The organism is Pseudomonas lactucae (assembly GCF_016937615.1).
GTDB lineage: Bacteria > Pseudomonadota > Gammaproteobacteria > Pseudomonadales > Pseudomonadaceae > Aquipseudomonas > Aquipseudomonas lactucae.
The window spans coordinates 19,364-32,341 of record NZ_JAFHKI010000150.1 but is presented as its reverse complement, the minus strand read 5'-3'; the positions used below and the strand labels follow the sequence as shown (position 1 = coordinate 32,341).

Here is a 12,978-nt window from a genome sequence, read left to right as displayed (position 1 = left end):
GCTGGAATACCAGCCGGAGACCAGCGCCAGGTCATAGGGGCGCAGCACATCGCCGACGCCCTTGGCGTCCTTGGGGAATTTACCGTTGAGTTCAAAACCTTCGTAGCCGATCTCCTTGCCTTCGCTCAAGGCGGTGCTCAAGGGCGTTTCGCCGCCCAGGGCCGGCAGGTCGTCGTTGCTCCAGGAGATCGGGTTGATGCCAATTCGGATTGCGGGCATGGCTGCACCTTTTGTTTTTATCTTCAGAATTCACTGGGATCTGCTTTCTGTGGGAGGGGGCTTGCTCCCTCCCACATTTGCCCTGATTTAATGTCGGGCACTGCGCCAGGCATTGATGAGTTGTTCGAAGGTAGCCTGTACCCGCGCAATCAAAGTCTCATCATCAATCTCCCCCGCCATCCACGCCTTGCTCGGTTCCTGGAAGATCGTGCGGCCAACCGCGAACCCGCGGCAGGTGGTGCTCTGGCCGGCCTGCTTGAAGCCGTCGGCGAGAAACTGCGCCGACGCGTTCAGGCCCAGCAGCACCACGCCACGGCAGTACGGATCGCGTTCGTGGATCAGTGCGTCGAGCTGCTTCCAGTCCTCGGCCGACTGCGCCTCGATCTTCCACCACGCCGGGTAGATGCCCAGGTTGTACAGGCGCTTGAGGCTGCGGTAGAGCACGTCGGGATAAGTGGACGGGTGATCCTTGGGCGGGATGACTTCCAGCAGCAGCTCATGGCCGCTGACCAGCGAGGCGTCGTACACCGCCTTGAGTTGCGCTTCCTGTTCCAGGCGCAGCATGGGCTCGTCATCCGGGTGGTATTGCACCAGGCACTTGATGATCTGCTCCTGGGGCCAGCCGATCAGGTTGCTGCCGATCGAACGGCCGTGCTCGAAGGCCAGCGGGCGCGAATTCTGAACTTCTACCGGGCGCGCGATCCACCAACCGCGACCGCTGGCGGCGTTGAGCGCGTCCTGACCGAAGCGCTGATCGGCCAACAGGCCCACGTCGGCATCGACGCCCTGCTCGGCGAGCTTTTTTTCCACGCGCTCGATGGCCTGGATAAACAGCTGCTTGATCTCACTGATACGCGCCGGGTCCTGCCCGCCGCGTTGTGCCAGGTCGACCAACTGCCAGCGATGGTCGAAAGCGAAGATGAACAGTTGCTTCCAGGCCTTGCGCGGCACGCTGACGCGGTGCAGGCGTTGCAGGGTCACGTCCTGGTCCGGCCGGGTGATCGGCACCGGGCTGTTAAACAGATAATCCAGCTCGGCGGGAGTCGGCATGGCCGGGGCGCAGGCGTGGCGTGACACGACCAGGCCACCGCAGGCGTTGGCCAACTGGCTGCAACGCTCATCGCTGGCATCAACGAGCCAACCACTGAGAAAGCCCGACATGAACGCATCGCCGGCGCCCAGCACGTTGAGCACCTCGACGCGTACGCCGGGGTAGATCGCGCCGTCTTCCAGGCGTGATGGAATCGCGCCATGGATCACCGTGCAGCCTTGCGGGCCGAGTTTGACCACGAGGGTCGCCGGGGTCAGTCCGCGCACCGTGCGCAATGCGGTGAGCAGGTCTTCACTGCCGCCGGCGATCAGGAATTCTTCTTCGGTGCCCACGATCAGGTCGAAGCGCGGCAGGATCTTCTGCACATGCGCGCTGACCGTCTGATCGGCGACAAAACGGGTTTCACCGTCAGCCTTGCCCGCCAGGCCCCACAGCACCGGGCGGTAGTCGATGTCCAGCACGCGCTTGACGTTGTGTTTGGCGGCGTAGTCCAGGGCCTGGATGCTGGCCTTGTAGACGCTGTCGGTAGAGAAATGCGTGCCGGTGATCAGCAGCGCTTTGCTGGAGGCAATGAAGGCTTCGCTGATGTCCTCGGCACGCAGCGCCATGTCGGCGCAGTTTTCGCGGTAGAACACCAGGGGGAAGGTTTCGCGGTCCTTGAGGCCTAGCAACACCAGCGCGGTGAGACGTTCCGGGTCGACCTTGATACCGCTGACGTCGCAGCCTTCGCGGGCCAGGGATTCGACCAAAAAACGCCCCATGTGGTCGTCGCCCACACGGCTGAGCATCGCCGACTTGAGCCCCAGCCGCGCGGTGCCGAAGGCGATGTTGGCGGACGATCCGCCGAGGTACTTGGCGAAGCTGGACACGTCCTCAAGCCGCGCACCCACTTGCTGTGCGTAGAGGTCGACGCCCAGGCGCCCGAGGCAAATCAGATCCAATTGACGCCCACTGGCAAAACGAGTCTGGCCCATGCTGGCTCCTGTTATTTTTATCAGCCTGCGTTGTGCCGCCGTGGCGACGGCAAACGCTCTTGGTGGGAGCAGACTAGAACGTTCAGCGGCGCCAATCAATATTTATTCCAGAATTATTTTTTGTGGAATATTTTTTCCAATAAGCCGGCATAATGGCACGCCAGCCACCGTGCATCGTTTCAGCAGGCCACGGGGGCCGTGATGCCGGGGTATTTTTTTACGCCTACCCTGTAGACTTGCGCCACCCATCAGCGCATCAGACGAACACGCCAGAAGGATTGCCCATGTCCCGCACCGATCCCGAGACCACCCTGGAAGCCCCCCTCGCCAGCCCTCCGATCAATGCCGAACGCCTGTTGCAGCTGATCACCGACGAATACGAAAGCCTGCCCCGCCAACTCAAACGCATCGCCAGCTACATGAGCCAGCAAAGCGACCGGATCATGGTCGACCGCATCAGCGACATCGCCCGTGAATGCGAAGTGCACCCCTCGGCCATCGTGCGGTTTTCCCAGCGTTTCGGCTTCAGTGGGTTCAGTGAGATGCAGGCGTTGTTCCGCGAGGCCTACACCCACAAGACCACGCCGGTACAGAACTACCAGCAACGCATCCGCAGCATGATCGCCAACAAATCGCAAAAGGCCAGCGGCGGCGACCTGGCGCGAGAATGCGTCAATGCGACACTCTCGGGCATTGAGCGTCTGGGGCTGGAACTGGATGACGTGGCCTTCGAGAAAGCCGTGGACCTGGTAGTCAACGCCGACAACATCTACGTGGTCGGCGTACGCCGCTCCTTTGCGGTGGCGGACTACCTGGTCTACAACCTGCAGCACACCAACAAACGCATCCACCTGATCTCGGGGCTGGGCGGCAGCTACCGCGAGCAGATGCGCAGCGTGCGCGCCAATGACTTGGTGATCGCCATCAGCTTTACGCCCTACGGCAAGGAGACCCAGCACTGCCTGCGCATCGCCCAGCACCACCAGGCCAAGACCCTGATCATCACCGACAGCAACCTGTCGCCCCTGGCCAAGCGGGCGAACGCAGTGCTGCTGGTCAATGAAGGTTCGTCGTTTGCCTTCCGCTCGTTGAGCGCCACCTTGTGCCTGTGCCAGGCGTTATTCATTGCGGTGGCGTACCGGTTGGAGTTGAAGGTGGATGAGATTCATGAGCAGGTGGGGTTTGATGATTGAGTATTGATAGACAGATGCCATCACGAACAGTGACAACCACCGCACGATGAGAAGGTATATTTCGTCGATCCTCTTCGGCGTTATTTCAGTTCAAAACAGGAGGGATTCAAACCGCAAAGCACGTGCGTCCCTCCCTGAATATCGAAAGCTTACCTACTCAGCATATTCATGTCTTGTACGCCATTACTCATGCTTAGCTGCAAATCCTGTCACATTGAATTTGCCATTCTCCAGCACCACCTTGCTGCCTGCATCGGCAAGATTGACCAATGTTATCTTAAAGGTTCCGGTGTAATTATCGTCTGTCGGCCGACACAAGCTGATTTTGCCTGTTTCAATCTTGAAATGCTGGGAATGTCCATTTGCTGTACGTGAATATCGCGCAGTGAAATCATTGTTAGGACTTGGGTAATTTAACTCAACCGGCGCCCCGCCAACCGAGATACTCAAATTAAAAACAAGTGTAACCGCCGCATGCTGATACTCCGACACGATATTTTTCGAGCACACAAGCGTGCCATTCTCAAAATTATCCTTAGTTAACTTTATAACGCCTGGGGGGTAGGCGTGAACGTAATCAGGGTGTTCAGTACTTGCAGGCACACTATGGACGTCTGAAGAAAACAGTTCTTCATCAGCTTTGCAACGTGGTGCATCGCCATTCGTGCTCATCGTCAATTCCTCATTTTTATATCAATAACTGCATTCACCCTCATATTACGAAAAAAAAGCGCTACCGCCAGCTGTGAACATTGACAGGTATAAGAAAGCGGCACTTCCAACATTTTTAATCTATAAAAAAGCCACACACTCATTAAGAGGTGTGGCGTGAAGGTATTTATCTAAAATCAATGCATGAAGATCGCAATCAGGATGATCACCGGGATCGGCACGCCGAGGAACCACAGTAGTAATGAACGCATGATGCTCTCCTTGAATGAATGGACCTTGAATTAACGAACGTAGGTTTCGGTTTCGACATACACCACGGCATCGCGGCGACGGCCACCAAAGGTCGCGGCGAAGCTGGCAAAGAAGGCGCCGATCAGCAGTGCGACAAAGGTCCACAGCGAGGTATAGGCAGCGACTTTGGCAGCGGTATCAGCGGCTTGCCTGGCTTTAAGCTTGGCGTCTTCAACCGCTTTGCGCGCGTCGCCGTAGACCTTGTCGATACGCGCCTCGGCGTCGGCCTGGCTGAGGTTGGTGCGCTGGCTGATCAACTGGGCGAGGTAGGCGCGGTCTTCGGCGGCGAGTTGGCCGTCGTTGCTGAGCGTGCGGGTGAAAATGCGTGCAACCACGCCGTGTGCGGCGTCGTCACTAACGGCCACGGGGCGGTCATCGCGAAACAGGCTGTCGACGTAGTAACCATAGTCATCGCCCTTCACGCCTTGCGCCGCCGTACCGGCCGCCTGTGCCGCACCCGATACCACACTGGCGCCGGCCTGCACGCCGCGCCCACTACGCTGCTGACCGAACCGACCACCAGGGTCGCCGTTACCAGCGTGGCGACCGCCCAGGCCAGAAAGCCGTGGGCGGTGTCGCGAAAGTACACTTCATCGCCATGCATGTTGGCCCACTTCACGCGCAGGCGACCGGCGATATAACCGCCCAGGCCTGAAGCGACGATCTGGGTGAATGCCAGCCAGACAATCGTGGAAATGCCCAACCCCTTGGCGCTGATACCGCTGTTGGCCCACGGCGAAACCGCCGAAAAGCCCAGGCCGAAGCCGAGTAATACCAGGATCAGGGACAATGCAGCCGCCGCGGCGGCCCCGGCAAAGATCGCCCCCCAGGAAACCCCGGAGTGCGTGCTCGACGCTTGCAGTGTGGATGTGGTTGTGATCATTGTTGTTGTGCTCCTGGCAGGAAAAAGAGGGTACGCGTCTCAAAAATGCAGGCACCATGCCAGTCAGAAAATAAATAAAAATACTTATTTTTCAGTTAGTTAACTAAATTGAACTTAGCCAACCCATGCAAGTTGCAAGAAACCACGGCTTTGGGCGGGCGTAATGCAATCTCGCCCCGGACAGCGCTCTGATTAAGGGTGCCCGTCATAAAAGCTGAGTTACCCCTGAACACATGAAGTTTTATTTAGGAAGCGTTCAGCTATTTCTTGGCAAAATACCCGTACTTCTAGTGCGAATCGCTCACCAGGTAATCCTATGACCCGCATTTTGACCATCGAGGATGACGCCGTAACGGCTCGCGAGATCGTCGCCGAGCTGAGTAGCCATGGACTGGACGTAGATTGGGTGGACAACGGCCGCGAGGGCCTGGTCCGTGCCGTGAGTGGTGATTACGACCTGATCACCCTCGACCGCATGCTGCCCGAACTCGATGGCTTGGCCATCGTCACCACCTTGCGCACCATTGGCGTGTCGACGCCGATCCTGATGATCAGCGCCCTCTCCGATGTGGACGAGCGCGTGCGCGGCCTGCGCGCCGGCGGTGATGACTACCTCACCAAGCCGTTCGCCTCCGATGAGATGGCCGCCCGCGTCGAAGTACTGCTGCGGCGCAAGAGCACGGTCAAGGAATTCGAGACCGCGCTGCGCGTGGCCGACCTGGAACTGAACCTGATCAGCCGCGAAGCCAGCCGCGCCGATCAGCCCCTGACCCTGCTGCCCACCGAATACAAATTGCTCGAATTCCTGATGCGCAACACCGGGCAGATCCTGTCGCGGATGATGATCTTCGAGGAAGTCTGGGGCTATCACTTCGACCCCGGGACCAACCTGATCGACGTGCACATCGGTCGTTTGCGCAAGAAGATCGACCCACCGGGCCTCACGCCGCTGATTCGCACGGTACGAGGCTCCGGTTATGTCATTGCTGAACCCCTCTAAGGGCTGGCGTTCGTCCAGCAGCCGCTTGCTGGCGCTGTACAGTTCGCTGTTCGTGGCCTGGAGTTGCATCCTGATGGGGGTGCTGTATTACGAGGTGTCCGGGTACCTGGGCGACCTGTCGCGCCATTCACTGCTGCAGCGCCAGCACCTGTTCCAACGCTTCGACGGCGAGGAACTGGTGGAAGCGCTGACCACCAGCATGACCTTCGACATGAAGGGCGTGGATGCCTACGGCCTGTTCGACGAACAATTCCACCCGTTAAGCGGCCCGATCCGCGCGATCCCGCCCGACCTGCCCCTGGATGGCAAGATCCACGCGCTGGCCAACTGCGTCGATTCCGACGACCCCAAACTGCCCAAGGACAGCTGCGACGCCGTGGCCACCCACACCGACGACGGCCGCTGGCTGGTGCTGGTGCGCGCCAACGGTTCGCTGTTTGGTGTGACGCGTATCATCTGGCATGCGTTGCTGTGGGCATTGTCGCTGACGATTATTCCAGGCGCCGCCGGCTGGCATTTGCTGCGTCGCCGGCCGTTGCGGCGTATCCGCGGGATCCAGGCCAGCGCCGAAGCCATCGTCGCCGGCGACCTCACCCACCGTCTGCCGCTGTCGAACCGGCGTGACGAACTGGACATGCTCGCGGCCATCGTCAACGCCATGCTCGACCGCATCGAAAAGCTGATGAACGAGGTCAAGGGCGTGTGCGACAACATTGCCCACGACCTGCGCACCCCGCTCACCCGCCTGCGGGCGCACCTCTACCGCATCAAGCAACAGGCCGATACCGAGTCGCCCCATGCCCTGCAACTGGACGACGCCATCGCCGAGACCGACACCCTGATGGCGCGCTTTCGTGGCCTGCTCAGAATCTCGGAACTGGAAGACCACCAGCGCCGCTCGGGTTTTCTGGTGATGGACCCGCTGCCACTGCTGCGCGAGTTGCATGACTTCTACCTGCCGTTGGCCGAAGAAGGCGAGTTGCAACTGGTACTGGAGACGCCGGAGTCCCTGCCCTGGATCACCGGCGACCGCGCGCTGCTGTTCGAAGCCCTGTCCAACCTGCTGAGCAATTCGATCAAGTTCAGCCCGCCGGGGGGCACGGTGATTTTGCGTGGGCTCAACGATACCGGCAGCACCCGCATCGAAGTGCACGATTCCGGGCCGGGCATCCCGGTGGCGGAACGTGCGGCGGTGTTCCAACGGTTTTACCGCGTGGATGAAGGCGACCAGCAAGGCGGGTTCGGCTTGGGCTTGTCGATCGTGGCGGCGATCATCAACCTGCATGGGTTCAAGCTGGAGGTGGGCAGCAGCGAGCAAGGCGGAGCACGGTTGGTGCTGGAGTGCCGCCAGCAGTTGATGCCTGAAGCCTGAGAACACCTCAGTCCTAAATGTGGGAGGGGGCTCCCACATCGGACCTCCAGAGCCTTTCGGGCAAGGTCAGAAATTCGCCCGCAACGCCTCAACCCCACCCTTGTAGACGCCGGCGAACAATTCTTCCACCGCCGCCTCCGTGGTGCCCGCCGATGGGGTGAACACACCGGACCACGTCACCTTCGCCGACGCGTCCGTCAACGCCTCGACCTGCAACGTCGCCAGGTACGCACTCACCGGAAACGGCGACTCTTCGATGGTGTAGCTGTAGGTACGCGCCACATTATCAAAGGTCTGCAAACGCTCCACGATCACACCGCCGTCGGCGGTGGTCAGGTGACGCACGCGACCGCCTTCGCCTGGCTCGCTCTTGGCGATCAAGGGTAGCCAATCCGGCAGGCTGTTGAAGCCGCCGACCAATTGCCAGACCTGATCGGCCGATGCTGGGATTTCAATGATTGCTGATGCTGTTGGCACGATAACTCTCCAAAAATCTTGGGAAAACGTCAGCCAGCCTGCCATGGCTGGCGCTTCAATGCATCAATTCCTGCAACCGATACCACAACATGCCCAACGCCAGCAGCGGCGAACGCAGCGCCTTGCCCCCGGGAAAGGTCATGTGCGGCACCTGGCTGAAGATATCCAGGCCCTGGCTGTGCCCGGCGTGAATCGCCTCGGCCAGCAGCCGCGCGCACCAATGGGTCACGTTGAGGCCGTGTCCGGAATAACCCTGGGCGTAAAACACGTTCGGGTATTGCTTCAACCGCCCCACCTGGGGGAAGCGGTTGGCGGTGATGCCGATCTTTCCGCCCCACTGGAACTCGATGGCGGTGTCGGCCAATTGCGGGAACACCTTGAGCAGCTTGGGCTGCATGTAAGCGGCGATATCCGCCGGATCGCGCCCCGAATAATGGCAGGCGCCGCCGAACAACAGGCGCCGGTCGCGCTGAGACGGTAGTAATCCAGGCCGACTTTCTGGTCGCACAGCGCCAGGTTTTGCGGAATCAATTGACTGGCCCGTTCCACCGACAAGGGCTCGGTGGCGATGATGTAACTGCCCGCAGGCAGTACCTTGCCACTCAAGCGCGGTTCCAGGTCTTCCAGGTGCGCATTGCAGGCCAATACCAGGTGGGCGGCGCGCACCGTGCCACCGGCGCAGCGCACCTGCACGCTGTCACCGTGGATCAGTTCCAGCACTTCGGTGTGTTCGAAAATCCGCACCCCTAGGGACTCGGCCACTTGCGCTTCGCCGAGTACCAGGTTCAACGGGTGCAAGTGCCCGGAGCCCATGTCCACCAAGCCACCGGCATAGATGTTGGAACCTACCACCTGTTGCATATCCTGCGGTCCGACCAGCCGGGTTTCATGGACGTAGCCCAGGGCCGCCAGGCTTTCCTGCTCGTCTTTGAACGCCGCAAATTGCGCGGGCGTATTGGCCAACTCACAAAAGCCCCAGCGCAGATCACAGTCGATCCCATGCTCACGAATGCGCTCGCCCACCAGCGCCACCGACTCGATCCCGGCGCGCTGCAAATAACCCACGCCTTCCTCGCCTACATACTTGGCAAACCCGGACACATCGTGGCCAATGCCGCGGATCAACTGCCCGCCATTGCGTCCGCTGGCGCCCCAGCCGACACGCCGTGCCTCCAGCACAACCACCGAGAGCCCGCGTTGGGCCAGTTCGATGGCGGTGTTGATCCCGGTGAATCCGCCGCCAATCACACACACATCGGCGGTCAGGTCGGCGGCCAGAGGTGCACGCTCAGGCATGGCGTTCGCCGTCGCGCGGTAATAGGACTGCGCCTGTTCAAGGATCATCTGTTGGTCTTCACTTTGCTCCAGGCGCGGGTCATTACGCGCATGGTCGCCGGTGTCGGCGTGGTGGAAATATAGAGTTTGTCGAGCACGGCCTGCGGCGGGTACACCTCAGGGTTGTTCACCAGTTCCGGGGCCATGAAGGCCTTGGCCGCCGGGTTGGCGTTGGCGTACCCCACCGAGGCGCTGACCTTGGCGATCACCTCGGGGTCGAGCAGGTAGTTGATGAACGCGTGGGCCTGCTGGAGGTTGCCGGCGTCGGCGGGAATCGCCAACAGATCGAACCACAGGTTGGAGCCTTCCTTGGGAATCGAATAAGCGATGTTCACCCCGTTCTTGGCTTCCTTGGCGCGGTTGGCTGCCTGGAAAACGTCGCCGGAATAACCGAAGGCCACGCAGATATTGCCGTTGGCCAGGTCCGAAATGTATTTGGAGGAATGGAAATAGGTGATGTACGGCCGCAGCATCAACAGTTTGGCTTCAGCTTCCTGGTAATCCTTGGGGTTCTCACTGCTCGGGTCCTTGCCCATGTAGTTGAGGATCGCCGGGAACAGCTCGTCCGCCGAGTCGAGAAACGCCACACCACACTGGTTGAGCTTCTTGATGTTCTCCGGCTCGAACAGCACCGCCCACGAGTCGATATGGTCGATGCCCAGCACCTGCTTGACCTTGTCGACGTTATAGCCGATGCCATTGGTGCCCCATAGGTACGGTACCGAGTGCGCGTTGCCGGGGTCGTTCTTCTCCAGCAGCGCGAGCAGTTTTGGATCGAGGTTCTTGAAGTTGGGCAACTGCGCGCGGTCGAGCTTGAGGAACGCCCCGGCCTTCACCTGACGCGCCAGGAAGTGGTTGGACGGCACCACCACGTCATACCCGGTGCGGCCCGCCAGCAACTTGCCCTCCAGGGTTTCGTTGGAGTCGAACACGTCATAGATCACCTTGATACCGGTCTTGGCCTGGAAATCGGCCAAGGTGGTCTCGCCGATGTAATCGGTCCAGTTGTAGACGCTCACCGTGGGTGCCGCTTCGCTGGTGCTGCTGAAGGCGGCCACCAGGGCCACCGGGAGAAGTTTGTTCACAAGACGCATGTCGACACTCCTTTATTGGTTTTTTAGACGCTTAGCAGCAGGAACTCCCGCTCCCAGGAACTGATCACCCGCTTGAAATTCTCGTGCTCGGCACGCTTGACCGCGACATAGCCGCGCACGAACTTGTCACCCAGGTACTGCTTGACCGTGTCGCACGCCTCCATTCGCGCCAGCGCGTCTTCGAGGGTCAACGGCAAGCGCAGGTTGCGACGCTCATAGGCGCGGCCTTCCACCGGCGCGCTGGGTTCGATCCGCTCGATCATGCCCAGGTAGCCGCACAGCAAACTCGCCGCAATCGCCAGGTACGGGTTGGCATCCGCGCCCGGCAGACGGTTTTCCACGCGCATGGCATCAGGGCTGGAAGTGGGCACGCGCAGGCCCACGGTGCGGTTTTCTTCGCCCCACTCAACGTTGACCGGCGCCGAGGTGTCGGGCAGAAAGCGCCGGAACGAGTTCACATTGGGCGCAACCATCGGCAGCAGCTTGGGAATGTATTTTTGCAAGCCGCCGATGTGATGCAAAAACAGCTCGCTCATCTTGCCGTCGGCGTCGACAAACACCGGTTTGCCGGTGGCGCTGTCGACCACGCTCTGGTGCAGGTGCATGGCGCTGCCCGGCTCGTCGGCCACCGGTTTGGCCATGAACGTTGCGGCCACGTTGTGCTTGAGCGCGGCTTCGCGCAGGGTGCGTTTGAACACGGTGATCTGGTCGGCCAGGTCGAGCGCGTCGCCGTGGCGGAAGTTGATTTCCATCTGCGCCGGGCCGTCTTCGTGGATCAGCGTATCGAGGTCCAGGCCCTGGGCTTCGCACCAGTCATAGACGTCTTCAAACAGCGGGTCGAACTCGTTGGCGGCATCGATGGAAAACGATTGGCGTCCCGTCTCGGCGCGACCGGAGCGGCCCACCGGGGTTTTCAGCGGCAGGTCCGGGTCTTCGCAGCGCTGGGTCAGGTAGAACTCCATTTCCGGCGCGACAATCGGCTGCCAGCCCTGCTCGCTATACAGCTGCAGGACTTTTTTCAGCACATTGCGCGGCGACAGCTCGATGGGGTTGCCCTGCTTGTCGAAGGTGTCGTGGATCACAATCGCGGTAGGCTCAATGGCCCAGGGCACCACATAGGTGGCGTTGGACACGGGGCGGCAGACCATGTCGATATCCGCCGGGTCAAGCAGGTCGTAGTAGATGTCGTCGTCGACAAAGTCCCCGGTCACCGTTTGCAGCAACACACTTTCCGGCAGGCGCATGCCTCGCTCATGCAGGAACTTGTTGGTGGGCGCAATCTTGCCGCGTGCGATGCCAGTCAAGTCACTGATCACGCATTCGACTTCGGTAATCTTGTGTTCTTTCAGCCAGGCGGACAGCTGATCGAAGGGGGCGTTCATAAGGACCTCGTCATGGGATGGATGCGCCGCCGGCTTGTACTTGCGGCGCATTGAGGTCTATCTTGGGCCAGCTTACAAACGGCATCTATCCACTTTGCACGCAGCACAACGCACCAATAGAGTGCGCACGGATTTTCCATGACACAGGCAACCGCTTTGCGCGTACAGGCCTTCGCCACCGGTGATGTGGCCGCCCAATGCAGGGCGACACCCGGCTGGGTACAGCAGTACCAACAGATGTCGCCTGGGCATTTTGCCGGGCGCATCCGCTACCTCGACCTGCAGGGGGTGCAGGTGTACGAAGAACGCATGAACACCCGCGTCGAGCAGCAGTTCAATGCGCCGCCGGGCTCGCTGGCATTCTGTTTCGATGGCAGCGACAACGCGCTGTACCTGCTCAATGGTGAGAGCCGCAACACCTGGATCACGCCGGAAAACTACCGGGAAGTGGCCGTGGTATTCGGGCCGCAATTCGTACAGCGCCACGGCCTGGATATGAGCCGGCTGGAAGGCCTGTTCATGGCCCCGCTGAGCTGCCAGCAGAACGCGCTGTTCAGCCGCTGGCTCAGTGGCACGCTGACGCGCTTGTCCACGGTCGTCGACCCGGTTTGCCTCACCCGGCAACTGCTCGACGACTGCCTGTTCATCCTCGACAACGCCTGTGTGGGCCTGGATCGCAGCGCCTTGCAAAAGCGCAGTGATGAACGCCAGTTGATGGCGCGCATCGGCGAGTGGGCGGCGGATGCGCCGGATGAAACCGTCAACCTGCTGGAACTGGCGCAGATTGCCGGCGCGCCGTTGCGCCAGTTGCAGCAGGGTTTCAAGACCTACACCGGGATGAGCCCGGCGCAGTGGTTGCGCTTGCGACGCCTGAATGGCGCGCGGCGGGAGCTGCTGAGCAGTACCGGAACGACCGTGGCCGAGGTGGCGATGAATTGGTCGTTCTGGCATCTGGGGCGGTTTTCCAACAGTTATCGCGCGTTGTTCAAGGAACTGCCCAGCGAAACCCTCAAGCGCTCACTTTGAAAATGTGGG

Annotated in this window: 9 protein-coding genes and 3 pseudogenes; 4 read left to right on the top strand and 8 right to left on the bottom strand. The window is 60.5% G+C overall.

The annotated features are described in order from the left end of the window. Window positions 1-219: pseudogene (locus tag JWR98_RS24235) on the bottom strand (myo-inosose-2 dehydratase); the annotation flags it as partial. 87 nt (window positions 220-306) lie between these two features. Further along, the gene (locus JWR98_RS24230; RefSeq protein WP_078732883.1) at window positions 307-2,244 is read right to left on the bottom strand and encodes a bifunctional 5-dehydro-2-deoxygluconokinase/5-dehydro-2-deoxyphosphogluconate aldolase; all 1,938 of its coding nucleotides are present in this window, start codon (window positions 2,242-2,244) and stop codon (window positions 307-309) included. A 284-nt stretch (window positions 2,245-2,528) separates the two neighbouring features. Between JWR98_RS24230 and JWR98_RS24225 the strand changes: the two genes are divergently transcribed. After that, window positions 2,529-3,437, top strand: a complete 909-nt coding sequence (locus tag JWR98_RS24225; RefSeq protein WP_078732882.1) for a MurR/RpiR family transcriptional regulator — start codon at window positions 2,529-2,531, stop codon at window positions 3,435-3,437. Window positions 3,438-3,620: 183 nt separating this feature from the next. On the opposite strand, the gene JWR98_RS24220 is transcribed toward JWR98_RS24225, so the two are convergent. Next, on the bottom strand, window positions 3,621-4,109 hold the full coding sequence (locus JWR98_RS24220; RefSeq protein WP_205491418.1) for a hypothetical protein: 489 nt from the start codon (window positions 4,107-4,109) through the stop codon (window positions 3,621-3,623). A gap of 281 nt (window positions 4,110-4,390) precedes the next feature. Continuing rightward, window positions 4,391-5,283: pseudogene (locus JWR98_RS24215) on the bottom strand (hypothetical protein). Window positions 5,284-5,599: 316 nt separating this feature from the next. Between JWR98_RS24215 and JWR98_RS24210 the strand changes: the two are divergent. Both JWR98_RS24210 and JWR98_RS24205 read left to right on the top strand, forming a co-directional pair. Then, on the top strand, window positions 5,600-6,283 hold the full coding sequence (locus JWR98_RS24210; RefSeq protein WP_003173528.1) for a response regulator transcription factor: 684 nt from the start codon (window positions 5,600-5,602) through the stop codon (window positions 6,281-6,283). Next, a complete protein-coding gene (locus tag JWR98_RS24205) occupies window positions 6,261-7,655 on the top strand; it encodes a sensor histidine kinase (protein ID WP_003173526.1) in 1,395 nt (464 codons plus the stop codon). Before JWR98_RS24210 ends, JWR98_RS24205 begins: the two co-directional genes overlap by 23 nt. 66 nt (window positions 7,656-7,721) lie before the next feature. Here JWR98_RS24205 and JWR98_RS24200 read toward each other — a convergent pair whose 3' ends face one another. From JWR98_RS24200 to JWR98_RS24185, 4 genes and pseudogenes are all read right to left on the bottom strand, one after another. Next, entirely contained in the window at window positions 7,722-8,132 is a 411-nt protein-coding gene (locus JWR98_RS24200; protein ID WP_078732905.1) for an SRPBCC family protein, read from the bottom strand. 55 nt (window positions 8,133-8,187) lie between these two features. Beyond that, window positions 8,188-9,476, bottom strand: a pseudogene (locus JWR98_RS24195) (NAD(P)/FAD-dependent oxidoreductase). Beyond that, the gene (locus tag JWR98_RS24190) at window positions 9,473-10,561 is read right to left on the bottom strand and encodes a polyamine ABC transporter substrate-binding protein (protein ID WP_205491417.1); all 1,089 of its coding nucleotides are present in this window, start codon (window positions 10,559-10,561) and stop codon (window positions 9,473-9,475) included. The pseudogene JWR98_RS24195 and the gene JWR98_RS24190 overlap by 4 nt, the downstream one beginning before the upstream one ends. Before the next feature lie 23 nt (window positions 10,562-10,584). Beyond that, window positions 10,585-11,943: a glutamine synthetase family protein gene (locus tag JWR98_RS24185; RefSeq protein WP_205491416.1), complete on the bottom strand. Its 1,359-nt coding sequence runs from the start codon at window positions 11,941-11,943 to the stop codon at window positions 10,585-10,587. 138 nt (window positions 11,944-12,081) lie between these two features. Here JWR98_RS24185 and JWR98_RS24180 point away from each other — a divergent pair, with 138 nt between their 5' ends. Next, a complete protein-coding gene (locus tag JWR98_RS24180; protein WP_078732877.1) occupies window positions 12,082-12,969 on the top strand; it encodes a helix-turn-helix domain-containing protein in 888 nt (295 codons plus the stop codon). Window positions 12,970-12,978 lie beyond the last annotated feature (9 nt).